Source organism: Streptomyces sp. Qhu_M48 (assembly GCF_051305195.1).
Lineage (GTDB): Bacteria > Actinomycetota > Actinomycetes > Streptomycetales > Streptomycetaceae > Streptomyces.
On sequence record NZ_CP195432.1, the window covers coordinates 1,461,975 to 1,476,953 of the forward strand.

A 14,979-nucleotide genomic window follows, 5' to 3' on the forward strand; every position below is an offset into this window, starting at 1 on the left:
CGTGCTGTGTCCGCCGTGCCCGGTCCGGTTCATTCTCCCACCCGGTAGGGACGAACACACGGCCCGGTCAGTTCGCCGGGAGCTTGCCCGACGTGAGAACGGAGACGTCGCCGTTGTCGCTGCGGGCGCTCACGGTGTGCCCGCTCCCGTCGCGGAGGGGGACGTCGATCCGGACGTCGCCGTTCTCGCTGGCCCCGGTCACCGCGTACTCGGCGGTGGGGAGGGAGACGGTGACGTCGCCGTTGTCGGTGAAGACGTCGACGCGGCGGGGTACGGCGCCGAGGGCGATCCGCACGTCGCCGTTGTCGGCCCGGGCGACCACCTCGGGCGCGGTGGCACCGGCCTCGACGACGAGGTCGCCGTTGTCACTGCCGAGGTCGAGCGGCCCACGGGCCTCGCGCACCCGCACGTCCCCGTTGTCGGAGCGCACCTTGAGGGGCGTGTCGAAGCCCGTGGCCGTCACGCCCCCGTTGTCGTCCTCGACGGAGACGGCGACACCGCGGGGCACCTGGATGCGGTGGACGGCGTCGCAGTCGGACGCGACGCCGCCGCAGTCCACCCGCAGGGTGAGCCGCCCGTCGACCAGCTTCCAGCTGGGGTCGGGACCGGACCCCATGAACACCCACCCGTCGACCTGACGCTCGACGCGTACCTCGTCGATGTCGGCGGGGGTGATCACCAGCGCGGAGTCGTCCGAGTCGACGGTGAGCGCGCCCCCGCCGAAGGCGAACGCCTTCCGCTCCACCGGCGCCCCCTCGACATCGGTGCTGCCGCACCCGGAGAGGGCGAGCACAGCGACACCGGAGGCGAGCAACACCGAAATCGGACGACGTACGGCACCCATGGACCTCGAACCCCCACCTGAAACGCGGACAGTGCCCCGACGGTACGACCCCACCACCCGGCGTCACGATCCGGCGACCCACCGTCCCGAGGGTGGGGATACCCCCCCACCCGGGGTATCCGTTTGCGGCACCCACCCGTGCGCCATGTAGGCTGATGCCTCTTCCACGGGTGCGTAGCTCAGGGGTAGAGCGCTGCTCTTACAAAGCAGATGTCGGCGGTTCGAAACCGTCCGCGCCCACCAGCAGGTAGCACGACAAAGGCCCAGGTCACCGGTACTGAACCGGGAACCTGGGCCTTATTCGTTCCCCGGCCGGGAAGGCGGGGGAGAGCTTTCGTGCCAGTTACGTGCCAGATGCGTCGCCGGGCTCGGCCGGCCGGACCTTCCTGATCTGCTCGTCGACGTGGGCGGCGATGGCGTGGTCACGACCGTTCACCAGGTGCTGATAGATCAGCGCGGCCCGCACCGATGAATGTCCCATCCGCTGCATCAGCTCACGCGTCGTGGCGCCGCCGGTCGCGGCGAGGGTGTTCCCGGGTGGAGTCCTCGAACTCACCGAGGCCGGCCCCGGAAGCCGGCGTCGCCCGCGAGGTCCTGGAGGAGACGGGCATCCACGTCGAGGTGGACGAGCTGACGGGCGTCTACAAGAACACCACCCGCGGCATCGTCGCCCTGGTCTTCCGCTGCAAGCCATCGGGCGGCGCCGAGCGAACCTCAGACGAGTCCACCGCGGTCGACTGGCTGACGCCGGCGGAGGTCGAGGAGCGCATGGCGGAGGTCTACGCGATCCGCCTCCTGGACGTGGGGACGTCCGGATGGCCACCCTGAAGCCTGTCAGCGAGTGGCGCGACGTCTATGACTTCCTGGACCAGATCCGCTTGCGACCCGGGATGTTCGTACGCGGCGGTTCACTCCTGGAGCTCCAGGAAATGCTGTACGGCTACCGAGTCGCATCCGATCCACGGCCCAGAGGCCATGACGGACTTCGAACACCAGGGCTCGTTCGCCGGTCCGTCGCCCGGGCCTGCGCTCCTGTCTCCGCCCCGCTCCAGCCCGACCGCCGGCCGCACGCCTGACAGCTCGGGTTGATGAGTGGTCAACCTTTCTGTGGCTGGGCGGTCGGCTCCACGGCTTTAGGCAGCCAATTTGGGGCGAGCCTCTAGGATCATGGCCCCAACGTCGTGCTTTATCGGGCAGGTCCACAACCTGCCCGACGCGCCGAAAGCTTACGGGGCCATGATCACTCGCCCCAAAGCAGCTCCAGCCCAAAGCCGCTCCACCGGCCTGTCTGGGTCGTTCAGCGCTGGATTGGCCGAAGGAGCGTCGCAGAATTTTTCCTAACACCTGCGCCGATTAGGTCGCGAAGCTTAGGGTTTACGTCAAGCAAATGCTCAAAGTCAGGCCAAAGGAGAGTAGCCTTCTCCCCGACTTGGGAAACTACTTCTACAAGGTCTGCGCCAGCGGCATCCAGCCGTCTTTCCAGCCTCTGGAAAGTAGCGAGCGAAACAGTTTCAAAGCGCTTGGATCCGAAGAATTTTAGGCCCAAATCTTCCGGGCCATCCATGTCGGTCCTGTACGGCGATGTCGCGACCAGGTCATAAGCAGGCGACAAGGTAGGGATTCGACCGTCCCTGTAGATCAGTGACCAATTTTTCAAATGTGCATCACCATTCGAAATGATCACCGAAAAGGCGAGTCTCCTGGCGAACTCACGCAAGGAGTCAAGATCCCTTCTTCGGTAAACCAAAGAGGCGATTGTTTCGTAGTTACCCTGATACTTCGCTACAGGGTAAAAGTCGCGTACTTGTGCCAGGTCTTCTATGTGGATCTTCCGTCTATCTTTATCCCGGTCGAACCTGCGAACCGCGTATGCCCACTCTTCGTCATTTGGCCACATGTTTGACGGAATATCACCGAGGTCATCTCGATGGACGATCCGAACCTCGGGGACGTCCAAACCGAGAGCGTGGGCGAAGGCCATCATGACGTATTCATTGTGTGGAACGTTAGGGTAGCGATGATCGGGCAACTTTACGATCCAGTCACCACCCACCCCGAATGCAGGGAGACTGAGACGATCCCCTCTAGCAAGCATGGAGAACTTGAGGGCTACTCCGGCTAGCGAGAATCTCCATCGACTTGATGGGTCAGAAAAAAGGATCCCTGCTGGGACTTCTTCGGAAAATTCGCTTGGCCCCCATTCGGGATAATCATTCGTTCCGTCGTCTGCGATGATCTCGACTGCTCCAGGAAGATCGTGCCCGACCCGTGAAAGCAATTCCATCTCGCGATCCAGCGAAACACCCTTGTCTTCCGCGATCCATTCACGCAGTGGGCCCTCGGGCAAGAGATTTGAAAACCATGGCGGGAGTCGAAGAGCCGCCGCGTAACGCCCTTCAAGATTCTGTTCGAAGCGAAGGCCCAATACTGGCCTCCTGCCGTCGGATACGTATGCACTGTCAAGAAGGAATCGAGTATGATCTCCGCGCTGGTGAAGTGTCCCCACCCTTCTGCCGTGCAGCCATACCCCGTAGGCAGACTCAGGAAGGCTCATCAGCATCTTCCTCTTCATCGTCGGGAATTACCAGATCATTAAGGGGAGGCGTATTCTCGAATCCCCATTCAGCCATCGCCTGCAAGTAGTCCCGGAAGAGAATGGTAAGAGATTCCTGGCGTCCGCGAAGGAATCGGACAACCTCACCCGCAGCAAGCCAGTGCGCCATTTCAGGGGTTATGGCATGAGAAGCAAGAACGTCATGCCACCTACCCTCCTCCATGTCGAGCGGATACTGAGCAAGGCGGCCCAGAATCTCATCCACAGATTCGAAATCATTAGGGACAATGATTCGATTGGCGGCCCAGAGGCGATATTCCGGAGGGGTGACTCGCTGACTAACGACGTGTCGAACTGCATCCGCTGCCGTCGGGCGGTCTGTAAGGACTTCTGTGAGCTGCGCCCTTTCATATGGCTGGCCCGAACGCGGAGATCGAGGCTGGAGACTCCAAAGCGCGCAGAGCGCCATTTTCCCAACAGCCTCGTTTGTTCGGAAACGCCTAAGATCTGGCATCGGCTGGTCAAGCCGATCAACGGGCTCAAGGAGGCGCTGTACAGACCCTGTCAAGTCACCCTTCCGGATGCGTGAGCAGAGTACGCGCATAGCGTTCGTAAAGCTTCCCTTAAAGATCTCGGGCCCAGCCAGAGTGGTACGCCAATACCACCGTCGTAGAAGCTGGAGGCTTCGATCATCCGGCTCAGGGAAATGAGCAAAAAACCTGCACAGTACAACAAGAAGATACCGGTAGGTGAGAAAAGTAAAGTGGGGGACGCCGGCGATGCCCTGAAGAAAATTCACCGCTCGCCGCAGTGCCTCTTCGCCAGCCTGATATGCGGCGTCTCTGTCTTCCCCTGGAAATTCAACTAGCCCGCGACGAATCTCGTCGGAAAATTCACTTCGGATCTCACGCGCCGGGTCTGGTCCGCGACGAGCGAGAATGGCTCGCAAAACAGTATCATCATCGATGACACCGAATCCGAAGGAGTCATTAATGTGTTCTGCAATTAGGCTAATGTCTAGGCGTTCATCGGCACCCTCTTCCGGGCCGGCAAAGAGAGCCGAAAAGATCTCAGCTCGACTCAGCCGCTTGCCGTAGTTATTCATACGGTCGAAGATGTCTCGCAGAACAGCCTCGTCATCTTGCCTGACGAGGTAGGCAGGAATATTGAATTGCCGAAGCTTTTTCGTTACTGACGTGGCTTCCTGGAGGTGGCTGGAAATCTCCGGATACTTAGAGAACCACGTAAGAACACCTTGCAGGTCAAAAATAACCGGCAAGGGGACGACCCACGGATCAATTTGTGTAGGCTGAGGGGTGAACTGGGAAATTCGCAGATCGTAGGCCAAGGAAAAACGAGAGTCGCGTTCGCTCTCAGGGTGAAGCGCGTTTGCTAGGCTTGTTACGCGTTGCTGCCCATCGACGACCCAAAGAGCGTTATCCGATTGAGGTGCATCGATCTCAAGTTGGCCTAGACGGACGGTACCGCTGGGAGCTGGGCGTACCCAGAGAAGCAAGCTTCCGACGGGGTACCCCTTAACGATACTGTCGAATAGGCGCGCTACGTCGGCTCGGGTCCACCGAAAGTCACGCTGGAAATGAGGAACTCTCACGTGACCGCTCCAAGCCCTCTCGACCAATTCCTCAAGGTCGAAAGTGGTCGCGCTCGGTTGGGTTTCAAGTCCGGAACGCATGTGTCTCCTCACCGGCGTGCTGATCCGCCCAGGATAGCCGTCCAGCGTCGTTTGGGGGCCTTACTGTAGAGGTATCTGCAGTGGCCTGGTGAAGTGTGAGGGTCGCAAGTGATGCGGGCGAGGGAACCGCGGCGACGCCGCGCCAAGTGTCGGAGTGGGGCGGGGGCGTGGCGCGGGGGGAGCACCAGCGCGTAGTAACTGCTGGCGTGCTGGTGCCAGTGACTCGCCCGAACCGTTCTCCGCCGTCATTGGGCTCGGCCCACCGGTGGACGGACACGGCCGTTCCTCCGTACAGAAGGTTAGCGAGCAGCGGAGATGCGCACGGCCACTGCCTGAGTGAGGTTCACCGACGCAAGTGGGCCCCGGGATAGTCCCGGGGCCATTCCTTCCAGGTTGGGGTAGTGCCGTTACCCGAAGGCTGCTGCCGGCGGCCAAGGGTTGTCGTCCTGAGCAGAGGGGGGGCGAGGCTGACAGGCGTTGGCCGCGGCTTGTCGCTACGCGGAGGACGTCCCGCAGGGCTCCCACCAGGTCCGCAGACAGGTCTCGGAGGCCCTTCGCATCCGTCTTCTCGTCATTGAGCACTATCAGCGCGTGTGTCATGAGCTCTTCGGCTAAGCCGAGTTGGATTGCTTCAGTGGTGTCGGCCAGGCGGGACATACGGCTGCTGTCGTCGTCAGTGCTCAGGTAGCAGGGCTTTCCATCCGGGCCCGACCAAGGGAGGAGGCGGAGTTCGCTGTGGGCTTTCATCCTTCCGTTTTCCTCTCTTCGATCGTGTAGTGAGTGGTGAAGAGCGCTTCGGTGCAATCACCGGGGAGGACCAGGCGAGCCACCTCGATCACGCGGCCCGTCATGTCGGAAGACACTCACGTGATTGCGAGTACGGCCAACGTCGGGCTGAGCCGGAGCGTGGAGGCCTCTTCCGGGGTGGGAAGTCGCGCGGTGACCACTTGTTGGGTCTCTGCCCGTCCGGGGCGAGGCCACGGCAGTTCGGTCGGCTCCAGGTCGCGTGGGACGTAGATGCGGGCCAGGCTATGAGGCCTCTCTCCCTGATGGGTGAGGCAGAGGAACTCCGTCAGCGGGGTGCGCGAGGGGACCTTGAGTAGGGGGATCAGGTCGCCGCGTGCTCGGAGGTTGGTGGTGCGGATCATGACATGGAGGTCTGCGTCCGGGGTGAGGCGACCTTCGGCGTACGTGAGTCTGTGGAGAGAGCGACGGACGAAGTTGCCCTTGCCGTGGATCTTCTCGATCAGGCCCTCGGCCTGAAGGAGCGTCAGGGCGTTACGCAGGGTTGGGGTGCTGACCTTGTAATCCGCGGCGAGTCGGGGCTCCGAGGGAAGGCGTTCGCCGGCCTTGAGGTGACCGGTGGCGATCTGGGTTCGGAGGTCGTCGGCGATGGTGTGGCGAAGGGATTGCACGGGGTCGGTCATCACCTTCTGAGCACTCGTACGGCGATCAGGCGTGTACGGGTGTGCATGGTCAGGAGTTCGCCCGACTCGAAGAGGAGGCGCTTGGCGCCGCCGGGGAGTTGGCGGAGGTCAGCCACTCGGCACGGTTGGCCGCCGATCTGGACGACGTCGCCGCGCTGCACGGTGGTCGTGGTGATCTCGACCGGGGAGGCGAGCGCGCCGCCAGAGGGCAAGCCGTTCACGAGGTCGCCTCCGGTGACGTTGTCGCGGAGTGGCAGGAGCAGGCGCACGCCTCGTAGACGACCGGGATGCCGATCGGCGCCGTCGTCGGGGAGGAGCGCGCGCACTCGTGGTGGGTGCCAATCCGGCAGGCGCTGGACCGGCAGGGCGTGGTTGCCGACGGGGGGATGCGGGTCATCCGTGTGCCTCCGCCGGCGCGAAGCAGGAGTGGGCGAGGAGGTCCGGCGGGACCGGCTTCGAGCTGTGGCGGGTGCGCTGCTCGCCAGCCAGGACGTACGGGCGGACGAGGGCCGTCTCTTCGCCCGGGAGGAAGTTGGTGCGGTCTCCGAGCTGCCTGAGGAACAGCGTCAGTTCGTCGGACGGGTTGAGGTGGATGAGCATCTGGCGCGATGGCGTTAAGGCATCGCGGCGCCGGGCCCTTGGGGCGTACCGCTCCCTGGTGCGCGCGATGGCGCGGCGGATACGGTTGAACATGCTGGTCAGCTCCTAACGCTGATGGCCAGGTCCCCGGACAACGCCCGTCGCGGGGGCCGCTTTGTTCACGGCGGCCCATAGAGTGCGGCCGCCCAGGCTGGTGGCCAGGAGACCGAATCGGTCCGCCGCAGCCACGACTTCCAGAACCTCCTGCCATGTCTCCGCGGGGAGGGACTCCGGTACCTCCGCTTCGATCGACGTGTGCTGGGGGGTGCTCTTCCACCCGCGTGGTGAATCCGATGGCTGACAACCGGGCAGCCAAGGCCTCCGCGCTTACCTCTGGAGCAGGCACAGGGCAGCCTCCGTCACAGGCGATCACTTTAGGTAAAGCAAGTTAACTAGATTGGAGCTAGACTAGATTATTCATATGTCTGAGCAGCCGCCTTACCTGCGCATCGCCGACGAACTGCGGCAGCGGATCGCGGAGCACGAGTGGACCCCTGGAGACCGGCTGCCCTCTCGGGCCCAGATCGGCCAGGAGTACGGGGTCGGCGAGAACGTCGTTCGCCGGGCCCAGGAGCTGTTGATCTCCCAGGGCGTGCTGGAGGGGCGGGCCGGGTCCGGGACCTACGTTGCCGCGCCCCGGCAGCGGGTGCGGATGGTGCGGTCCGCGGCGCGCGAGCAGCCCGACGGGTCGCCGTTCCGGGCGGACATGAAGGCCGTGGGACGGAATGGCGGCTGGGAGAGCCGGACCGATGCAAGGGTACCCGTGCCAGCGGAGATCGCTGCGCGGCTCGGGATCGGTGAGGGCGAGTTGTGCGTCCGGACCGTGTACGAGTTCCTCGCCGACGGGCGGCCCGTGCAGCTGTCGACGAGCTGGGAGCCGTACGACCTCACCGGCGGGACGCTCATCGTCCTTCCCGAGGGCGGGCCTCACGCCGGGGCCGGCGTCGTGAACCGGATGGCTCAGATCGGCGTCACCATCAGCCACGCCGTGGAGCAGCCCGAGCCGCGGCAGGCGACCGCTGAGGAAGCGTCGCTTCTTGGGATCCAGAAGGCCGCGCTCGTCACGCACATCCGGCGGACGTACTACAGCGAACAGGGGCGGCCCGTCGAGACCGCCGACATCGTCGTCCCCGCCGCCCTGTGCGAGATCGTCTACGAAATTCCCATCAGCTGATGACGGGAGCTGCGATCAACTCGGGAGGGGGAGAGTGGCGGATGATCTCCAGTTCAGCTGGGAACTGAGTGGCGTAGGGGGCGCCACGTACCGAATCGCCGATGGAGCTTCGGAGCATCAGGCCCACGTCGGCTACTGCACGGACGCCCTCGCCGACCTGCTGTATGCCATGACGGGGCTCTACGGAAACTCGTCTGGCGAACGCGTCTCGTTCGACCTCGAACCCATGGAGATGAGGTGGCTGCTCCGGCGCCAGGGCGCGAATGTGGCCATCACCGTCTTCGAGTTCCCGGACGGGGCGACGAGCTGGGGCTCGCCTGACGAGACGGGCGGCACTCTTTCCTGGAGCTCAACCCAGCCCCGTAGCGTGCTGGGCCACATGGTGATGGAAGCGGCCGAGACCGTACTGCGGGATCACGGTGAGGACGGGTACCTGGAGCAGTGGATGCGGCACCCGTTCCCCGTCGCCGCTCTGCAGGACCTTCGGCGGCTGCACCAGCGAAACGACGGCTGCCGGCATGAGCGGTGCCGGAACGACCTTGAGCACTGACATCTCCCACGAGGTTCAGCGGCACAGCCTCATGATGATGTCGTCGAAGTCGGGGAACTCCTGTGTGGCCTCCGCGATGATCGCCGGTGCCGATGCACGCAGGCCGGGAGCGTGCTGTTCCGCGATGGCTGCTAGGTCCTCGTTGATCCGCGGAGCCCACTCGGGCTCGGGTTCGTAGAAGGCGGCCGCTTCCCACGGGCCGAAGCCGTCAGCCAGCAGCCATAGGAAGGCGCCCAGGTCGCGGGCGACGACTTCGGTCTCTCCTTCGGAGCCCATGAAGACAACGGGCTGCTCTGCCAGGTCCAGGCCTGGACGGATGAGCCAGAAGGCTGCGTTCCCGCCGGTGCCGTCCTGGCCGAAGACGCGGAAGTCATCGCCGGTCAGGTCGCTGTTGCCCGTCCATGCACGGAGCCAATCCGTGGTCTCGTCGGCAGTCAGGAAGGATTCGTAGGGTTCGAAGTCGACGCCGTCCTCGCCTATGCAGTCGAGCCGGACTGCCATGGCAGCGGCGAGTGCAGCGGGAAACTGGCGGTCTTCGTTCGGGGTCATGCGAACAGATTAGTGACCGCTCGGGAGGCCGCCGAGGCCTCTGGCACCACCGGCTGTACACGGTGGCTTTCGTAGGAGGCTGCAGTAGCAGCACCCTCGGGCGGCGGACAATAGCGGCATGACGTTGACGATTTGGGTCGATGACTGGCAGATGCAGTGCTGCGGAGAGAGCTTCGCGCCAGGGGACGTCGTCTTGTGGACGCTGCTGGAGGTCGATCCGGAGGACCACGCCGACATTGTTGGTGGCGAACGTGCGGATGAGATCGACTTCCGCGAGGAGCACCACGGCCTGGGGGAGGGGCACGCACCGACCTCAGTGGAGGTGGTGTCGATCGTCGAGGTGCACTGCCGTTACGGGATACCCCCGGGCGCCACGGACAAGGTGAACTACCCCGTTCCGGGAACGACCGTAATGGTTCCGGTCGAGGAGGCGGACGGGTGGGCGAAGGCCAGGCCGGACGTGAGCTTCGCGGGCTACCTGGTGACCGCCCGACGCGTCACCCACCTGCCGGAAGGTGCGGCTGCTCGCGGTCGATGAGGGAGCCGGCGGACGCGTGCCAGATACGTGCCAGATCGAACGGTCAACCACGGTCCCTGGAGGATTGTCACGGCGTCCACAGCTTGTGGCAGCCATCGCAGCGCACCGAGGGGCTGAGCTGCCATGACGGATCAGTTGCGGGTGCCAGGCTTACAAAGCAGATGTCGGCGGTTCGAAACCGTCCGCGCCCACCACCACGAAGGCCCCGGACCGATCACGGTCCGGGGCCTTCGGTCTTCCGGGTCCGGGGGCGCCATGCCTCCGGCGCGTCGTTCTCGCGGGATCGAGGCGGCGGTGCGCGCGCGGCCGCGCGCGAGGCGGGGCCCGGGTCGTCACCTGATGACTTCGGCCCTCTTCTCGCCCGCGCTCTTCGCTTCCGTGACCGACTTCACGGTGCCCGGCTCGCGGTCGCTCGCCGTCGTCGGGGCGGTGGTGGTGTGGCCCGGCAGGGCTGTGAGGGTGGCGGCCGGGGTGCCCAGGGCGAGGTCGGCCTTGGTGGTGGGGGGGCAGGTGGATGAGCGCCGCGGGGCTCCCTGAAGTTCCTGTGGTTGACGGTGGGTTGGACGTACCTCGTGGCGGGCTGTGGGGGAGGGGCGAAGAGTTGACGGGGGCTCCGTGCGGCGGGTGTACTCCCCGCATGGCTGAGGTGGGGGACGCGCCGGGACCCGGGGCGCAGGGTGGCGAGATGACGCCGCAGCGGTACATCGAGACGAGGCTCTCGCAGTACCAGGAGTGGTACGACGTCAAGGCGACCCGGATGAAGGCGATGCATCTGCGGATGCGGACCGTGTCCGTCGTCGGTGCGGCGCTCGTGCCCGTGTTCGTGAATCTGGATCTGGCCTTCGCGCGGGTCACCGCCACGGTGCTGAGCGTGGTCGTCGTCGCCGCCGTGTCGCTGGAGAGCGTCTACCGCTATCGCGAGCAGTGGAAGAACTACCGGTCGACCGAGCAGCTGCTCGGGCACGAGCGCGTCTACTTCGAGGCCAGGGTCGGGCCGTACCACAACCTGCCCAGGCGGGAGGCGTTCTCGACGCTGGTCGCCCGCGTCGAGAAGGCCATCGCCAGCGAGAACTCCGCCACCCTGAACGTGATGACCCTCGGTGGGCAGGTCAGCGCGGACGTGCAGCGGCACGGCGTCCCGGCCGCCCGCGCCCCGGAGGTCGAGGAGAAGTAGGCAGGGCCCCCTCGAATTCGCCGATCCCCGGGGGGCCCTGGCCGTAGGGCGTCAGGCGTCGTGCGAGTTCAGCACCACTTGTAGTCGACCCGGGTCGAGTTGTACGAGCACGTGTCGACCCGCGTGCCGTTCGACTTCTTCAGCGTCGCGGTGTCGCGGTCGTTGTTCCAGACGTACGCGCCACGGTTCTGGTAGACGTTCGCGGTGGTGTTCGTGCCGCGGCCCGTGCGGACCGTCACGGTCTTGCCCTTGCCGAGGACGTAGTTGCCGAACGTGTACTTGTGGTTCGCCGCGTCCGTGACCGTCCAGCCCCGCAGGTTGACCGCCGCGCCGGTCGTGTTGCGTATCTGCACGTACTCGCCGTTGAGGCTCGCGTTCGAGCGGCGGTCCGTGCCGGGGCTGTCGTAGTGGATCTTGTACAGGTGGACCGAGCCGGCGGCCTGTGCCTGCGTGGGCAGGAGCAGGATGCCGGAGGCGGCGGCCGCGGTCACGGCCGCGAACGTGCGTGCGCGAAGCATGAATGTCCCTCAGTTTCTGCCGTGCACCCGTCCGATGGGGCCCGGCGAGCACACAGAATACGCACGCTCTTCACCTCGTCCGCACAACTTCCGGCGGACTGGCGTGGATGTAATTTAATCTTGTCTCATGTCCGACGACTCCCTGCGGATCAGCGTCCTCGGGTCCGCCACCCCCTTCGGCCGGCCCGGCAACGCCTGCTCCGGATATCTCGTCGAGGGCGGCGGCGTACGGATCTGGGTCGACGCCGGCAGCGGCACCCTCGCCGAACTCCAGCGGTACGCCGGCCTCGGCGACATCGACGCCGTGTGGATCTCCCATCTGCACGCCGATCACTCCGCAGACCTGCTCACCGCCACCTACGGCCTCCTCTACGCCGGGCTCGCTCCCCGGCCCCCCGTGCCCCTGTTCGGGCCCGCCGGCATCGCCGACCGGCTCGCCGCCTTCCTCACCAACGGACCCGGGCGCAGCCCCGTAGAGAAGGCCTTCGCCGTCGAGGAGCTGTACGACGGGCACGTCGTCCGGATCGGCGGCCTGACGCTGCGGTCCCGGGCCGTCGAGCACGGACTCCCCGCCTTCGCCCTGCGCGTCGAGGACGAGGGCGGCCGCTCGCTCGTCTACTCCGGGGACTGCGAGCCCTGCCTCTCCCTCGTCGAACTCGCCCGCGACTGCGACCTGTTCCTGTGCGAGGCCGACGGAGAGGGGCCCGGGCACCACTCCGCCGAGCAGGCCGGGCACAGCGCCGCCCGCGCCGGGGCCCGCCGGCTCGTCCTGACCCATGTGGGCCCGGGGACACGGCCCGAGGAGGCCGTCGCCCGGGCCGCCGCCGCGTACCCCGGCGAGATCGTCCACGCCGACCCCGGGACGCGCTTCGAGGTCACGCGTCGAAGTCGTACTCCAGCACGTACGACGACGAGTCCAGCGTCATCTCGTTGAGCTCCACCGCCACTCCCGGCCCGGTGAACGCCGTACGCCCGATGAGCACCACCGGCGTCCCGAGCTCCAGCGCGAGCCGGTCCGACTCGTCCGCCGTCGGCATCCGGCAGCGGATCTCCTCGCGGAACCGCACCGGCCGGTGGCCCAGCTCGGCGAGCCGGGCGTAGGTCCCGCCCGGCCCCGTGTCCGGCTCCGTGATCTGCGTGCCGCGCACCAGCTCCGCCGAGAGGTACGAGACGGAGAGCAGCACCGGTCTCGCGTCCAGGACGAAGCGGCGGCTGCGGACGCAGACGGGCGCGCCCGGCGCCAGGTTCAGTGCCCCCGCGACCCGCGTCCCGGCCTCGGTCTCGCCCACCTCGATCCGGTCGACCACCAGGTCCCGGTCCACCACGTCCGCCGACCAGACCGAGCGCCCGTTGCCCCACTGCTCGCCCGACAGGCGCGGGATGCCCCGGCGGCGCAGCGGGCGGAAGGTGCGGACGAAGACCCCGGCGCCCTTGCGGGCCTCGGCGAGACCTTCGTTGCGCAGCACGGAGAGGGCCTGGCGGGCGGTCATCCGGGCCACGGCGTACGTCGCCATGAGGTCGTTCTCGCCGGGGAGCCGGTCGCCCGGCGCGAAGTCGCCTGACTGGATCGCGGTTCTCAACTCGTCGGCGATGCGCTGGTACTTGGGCCGACGAGCGCTGTCCTGGTCAGTCACGGGTGGACCACTCCCTTCATCTGCCGGACACCCTACGGCGCACCCCGCGGCCCGGGTGCACACGTGTACGCCGTCCCGCCCGGTCGATCCATCCATCGGGGGGCATCTCTAGAGATACGTTGACAGGGAGGGGGCGGAGGGCTTCTCTGGTTCTCCCCAGGCTTCAGGAGTACTCCGCGAACGCTTCAGGAATCGGGACGGAGGGGATACGTGCAGCCGCTGCCCGAGGTCGGTGACCTCGTCCGCGACACCGCCACGGGGCGGGTCGGTTTCTACGTGGAGAGCGTCTCCGGGCGCTATCTGATCCGGCCCGTCCACGGGGGCGCCGAGTGGGAGGCCGAGCCCACCGACGTCCTGCCGGCGACGCCCCTGCGCGAGCTGCGCGCCCGCGCCGCCGAGATCAACGCGCGGAGTCGGCGCGGTCTGTCCTGACGGCCCTCGTGTCGCCGCCCGCGGCTCCCGTGCCGCCTCCCGCAGCTCCGCGGCTCCCGTGCCGCCTCCCGCGGGCCTCGCTCGCCGGGAGCCGGGCCTCGGTCGCCAGGAGCCGGGCCTCGCTCGCCGGGGGCGGGCCTCGCTCGCCGGGGAGCGGCGAGGTGGATCCGGGCGGTTGTCAGTGGCGCGCGCCACACTGGAGGCATGTGCCGCAGTATCAAGACGCTCCGACCGCCCGTGCTGCCCGAGGAGGCGACCGAGGACGACATCCGGGCCGCCGCCCTGCAGTACGTCCGCAAGGTCTCCGGCTTCCGCGCCCCCGCCGCCCACAACCGCGAGGTCTTCGAGCGGGCCGTGGACGAGATCGCCGACGCCACCGCGAGACTCCTCGACGGCCTTGAGGTGCGCGGCGCGCACCCCGCCGTCAGGACGCCGGCGCGGGAGCCGCGGCCGGACGCCGTATGAGGTAGGCGGCGAGGCCGCCGGCCAGGAAGAGCGCGAGGGTCGACATCCCCGCGCTGAACCAGGTCGCGCCCAGCCACTGACCGCCGAGCCAGCCGAGCCCCACGCTGTACGAGGCCCAGGTGATGCCCGCGAGGGCCGACCACGGCAGGAACTCCTCGGCGCGCCGCTTCGCCGCGCCCGCGCCCAGGGAGACCACCGAGCGGCCCGCCGGGGCGAAGCGCGCGAGGACGACGAGCAGCCCGCCGCCCCGGGCCAGGGCGGTGCCGAGACGTTCCTGCGCCACCGACAGGCGCTTGGAGCGGGAGATCGCCCGGTCCAGCCTGGCGCCACCCCGCAGCGCGAGACGGTACGCGAGGAAGTCGCCGAGCACCGAGGCCGTGGCCGCGCAGAGGAGCAGCGGGAGGAGCGACGGTACGTCGGGGGTGGCCGCGGTGGCCGACGCCGCCGCCGTGGCGGCGGTGATCACCAGGAAGCCGCTCGGCAGCACGGGCAGGAAGACGTCGAGCAGGATCGACGTCGCCACCACCGGATAGATCCATGGGCCGGCGGTGAGCGACCGCAGCGAGCCCAGGCTGTCGAGCAGATTCACAGGGCCAGAGCCTACGCGGGGGCGGGGGCCCGCCCGCCGGGTGGGTGCCCGGGCACCCACCGGGGTCCGCCGGCGGTGGGAGGGGGATCGACGGGTCCGTGCGAACCTGTGCGACTTTGCGGGAACGTGCCCGGGGCGAGGGGCCGGTTCCGGGTTGTGGGGGACCGGGAAAGGGCCGGAAGACGTGCTGCGGACTCCG

Annotated in this window: 18 protein-coding genes, 1 tRNA gene and 3 pseudogenes; 9 read left to right on the top strand and 13 right to left on the bottom strand. The window is 66.8% G+C overall.

Translation table 11 applies throughout. The features are described from left to right. Nucleotides 1-67: 67 nt before the first annotated feature. Entirely contained in the window at nucleotides 68-844 is a 777-nt protein-coding gene (locus ACRRSS_RS06890) for a DUF4097 family beta strand repeat-containing protein (RefSeq protein WP_435970329.1), read from the bottom strand. Nucleotides 845-1,012: 168 nt separating this feature from the next. Here ACRRSS_RS06890 and ACRRSS_RS06895 point away from each other — a divergent pair. After that, nucleotides 1,013-1,087: transfer RNA gene (locus tag ACRRSS_RS06895), tRNA-Val, on the top strand. Nucleotides 1,088-1,187: 100 nt separating this feature from the next. Here ACRRSS_RS06895 and ACRRSS_RS06900 read toward each other — a convergent pair. Continuing rightward, nucleotides 1,188-1,325: an integrase gene (locus ACRRSS_RS06900; protein WP_435970330.1), complete on the bottom strand. Its 138-nt coding sequence runs from the start codon at nucleotides 1,323-1,325 to the stop codon at nucleotides 1,188-1,190. Here ACRRSS_RS06900 and ACRRSS_RS06905 point away from each other — a divergent pair. Further along, nucleotides 1,324-1,672, top strand: a pseudogene (locus ACRRSS_RS06905) (NUDIX hydrolase). The gene ACRRSS_RS06900 and the pseudogene ACRRSS_RS06905 sit on opposite strands and share 2 nt — an antisense overlap. Before the next feature lie 469 nt (nucleotides 1,673-2,141). Here the strand turns inward: ACRRSS_RS06905 and ACRRSS_RS06910 are convergent. The 7 genes and pseudogenes from ACRRSS_RS06910 to ACRRSS_RS06940 all read right to left on the bottom strand — a co-directional run bounded on the left by ACRRSS_RS06910 (nucleotide 2,142) and on the right by ACRRSS_RS06940 (nucleotide 7,503). Further along, nucleotides 2,142-3,398, bottom strand: a complete 1,257-nt coding sequence (locus ACRRSS_RS06910; protein WP_435970331.1) for a type II toxin-antitoxin system HipA family toxin — start codon at nucleotides 3,396-3,398, stop codon at nucleotides 2,142-2,144. After that, nucleotides 3,385-5,091 (bottom strand): DUF262 domain-containing protein, encoded by a 1,707-nt coding sequence (locus ACRRSS_RS06915; protein WP_435970332.1) that lies wholly within the window; start codon nucleotides 5,089-5,091, stop codon nucleotides 3,385-3,387. The genes ACRRSS_RS06910 and ACRRSS_RS06915 overlap by 14 nt, the downstream gene beginning before the upstream one ends. 465 nt (nucleotides 5,092-5,556) lie before the next feature. Further along, nucleotides 5,557-5,838, bottom strand: a pseudogene (locus ACRRSS_RS06920) (hypothetical protein); the annotation flags it as partial. A gap of 116 nt (nucleotides 5,839-5,954) precedes the next feature. Further along, a complete protein-coding gene (locus ACRRSS_RS06925) occupies nucleotides 5,955-6,518 on the bottom strand; it encodes a GntR family transcriptional regulator (RefSeq protein ID WP_435970333.1) in 564 nt (187 codons plus the stop codon). Further along, on the bottom strand, nucleotides 6,518-6,739 hold the full coding sequence (locus ACRRSS_RS06930; RefSeq protein WP_435970334.1) for a hypothetical protein: 222 nt from the start codon (nucleotides 6,737-6,739) through the stop codon (nucleotides 6,518-6,520). Before ACRRSS_RS06930 ends, ACRRSS_RS06925 begins: the two co-directional genes overlap by 1 nt. Nucleotides 6,740-6,911: 172 nt before the next feature. Next, nucleotides 6,912-7,118 (bottom strand): hypothetical protein, encoded by a 207-nt coding sequence (locus tag ACRRSS_RS06935; RefSeq protein WP_435970335.1) that lies wholly within the window; start codon nucleotides 7,116-7,118, stop codon nucleotides 6,912-6,914. A gap of 105 nt (nucleotides 7,119-7,223) precedes the next feature. Continuing rightward, nucleotides 7,224-7,503: pseudogene (locus ACRRSS_RS06940) on the bottom strand (hypothetical protein). A 75-nt stretch (nucleotides 7,504-7,578) separates the two neighbouring features. Between ACRRSS_RS06940 and ACRRSS_RS06945 the strand changes: the two are divergent. Both ACRRSS_RS06945 and ACRRSS_RS06950 read left to right on the top strand, forming a co-directional pair. Beyond that, nucleotides 7,579-8,331, top strand: coding sequence for a GntR family transcriptional regulator (locus tag ACRRSS_RS06945; protein WP_435970336.1), 753 nt, complete (start codon nucleotides 7,579-7,581; stop codon nucleotides 8,329-8,331). 34 nt (nucleotides 8,332-8,365) lie between these two features. Further along, nucleotides 8,366-8,881 (top strand): hypothetical protein, encoded by a 516-nt coding sequence (locus ACRRSS_RS06950; protein ID WP_435970337.1) that lies wholly within the window; start codon nucleotides 8,366-8,368, stop codon nucleotides 8,879-8,881. 15 nt (nucleotides 8,882-8,896) lie between these two features. On the opposite strand, the gene ACRRSS_RS06955 is transcribed toward ACRRSS_RS06950, so the two are convergent. Further along, nucleotides 8,897-9,430 carry an SMI1/KNR4 family protein gene (locus ACRRSS_RS06955; protein WP_435970338.1) on the bottom strand — a complete coding sequence of 178 codons (534 nt, stop codon included), beginning with the start codon at nucleotides 9,428-9,430 and terminating at the stop codon, nucleotides 8,897-8,899. Between the two features lie 118 nt (nucleotides 9,431-9,548). Here ACRRSS_RS06955 and ACRRSS_RS06960 point away from each other — a divergent pair, with 118 nt between their 5' ends. Together ACRRSS_RS06960 and ACRRSS_RS06965 are read left to right on the top strand one after the other, a co-directional pair. Next, the gene (locus ACRRSS_RS06960; protein WP_435970339.1) at nucleotides 9,549-9,968 is read left to right on the top strand and encodes a DUF6578 domain-containing protein; all 420 of its coding nucleotides are present in this window, start codon (nucleotides 9,549-9,551) and stop codon (nucleotides 9,966-9,968) included. A gap of 637 nt (nucleotides 9,969-10,605) precedes the next feature. After that, the gene (locus ACRRSS_RS06965; protein ID WP_435970340.1) at nucleotides 10,606-11,142 is read left to right on the top strand and encodes a DUF4231 domain-containing protein; all 537 of its coding nucleotides are present in this window, start codon (nucleotides 10,606-10,608) and stop codon (nucleotides 11,140-11,142) included. Nucleotides 11,143-11,210: 68 nt separating this feature from the next. Here ACRRSS_RS06965 and ACRRSS_RS06970 read toward each other — a convergent pair whose 3' ends face one another. Beyond that, nucleotides 11,211-11,660: a lamin tail domain-containing protein gene (locus tag ACRRSS_RS06970; protein ID WP_435970341.1), complete on the bottom strand. Its 450-nt coding sequence runs from the start codon at nucleotides 11,658-11,660 to the stop codon at nucleotides 11,211-11,213. Between the two features lie 127 nt (nucleotides 11,661-11,787). Between ACRRSS_RS06970 and ACRRSS_RS06975 the strand changes: the two genes are divergently transcribed. Continuing rightward, on the top strand, nucleotides 11,788-12,594 hold the full coding sequence (locus tag ACRRSS_RS06975; RefSeq protein WP_435970342.1) for an MBL fold metallo-hydrolase: 807 nt from the start codon (nucleotides 11,788-11,790) through the stop codon (nucleotides 12,592-12,594). On the opposite strand, the gene ACRRSS_RS06980 is transcribed toward ACRRSS_RS06975, so the two are convergent. Next, a complete protein-coding gene (locus tag ACRRSS_RS06980; RefSeq protein ID WP_435970343.1) occupies nucleotides 12,536-13,294 on the bottom strand; it encodes a GntR family transcriptional regulator in 759 nt (252 codons plus the stop codon). The two genes, ACRRSS_RS06975 and ACRRSS_RS06980, sit on opposite strands and share 59 nt — an antisense overlap. Before the next feature lie 210 nt (nucleotides 13,295-13,504). On the opposite strand from ACRRSS_RS06980, the gene ACRRSS_RS06985 reads away from it, so the two are divergent. Next, nucleotides 13,505-13,726, top strand: coding sequence for a hypothetical protein (locus ACRRSS_RS06985; protein WP_435970344.1), 222 nt, complete (start codon nucleotides 13,505-13,507; stop codon nucleotides 13,724-13,726). Nucleotides 13,727-13,930: 204 nt separating this feature from the next. Then, nucleotides 13,931-14,191 carry a DUF2277 domain-containing protein gene (locus ACRRSS_RS06990; protein WP_435970345.1) on the top strand — a complete coding sequence of 87 codons (261 nt, stop codon included), beginning with the start codon at nucleotides 13,931-13,933 and terminating at the stop codon, nucleotides 14,189-14,191. On the opposite strand, the gene ACRRSS_RS06995 is transcribed toward ACRRSS_RS06990, so the two are convergent. Then, nucleotides 14,151-14,780: a DedA family protein gene (locus tag ACRRSS_RS06995; RefSeq protein ID WP_435970346.1), complete on the bottom strand. Its 630-nt coding sequence runs from the start codon at nucleotides 14,778-14,780 to the stop codon at nucleotides 14,151-14,153. The genes ACRRSS_RS06990 and ACRRSS_RS06995 overlap by 41 nt on opposite strands. Between the last annotated feature and the right edge of the window lie 199 nt (nucleotides 14,781-14,979).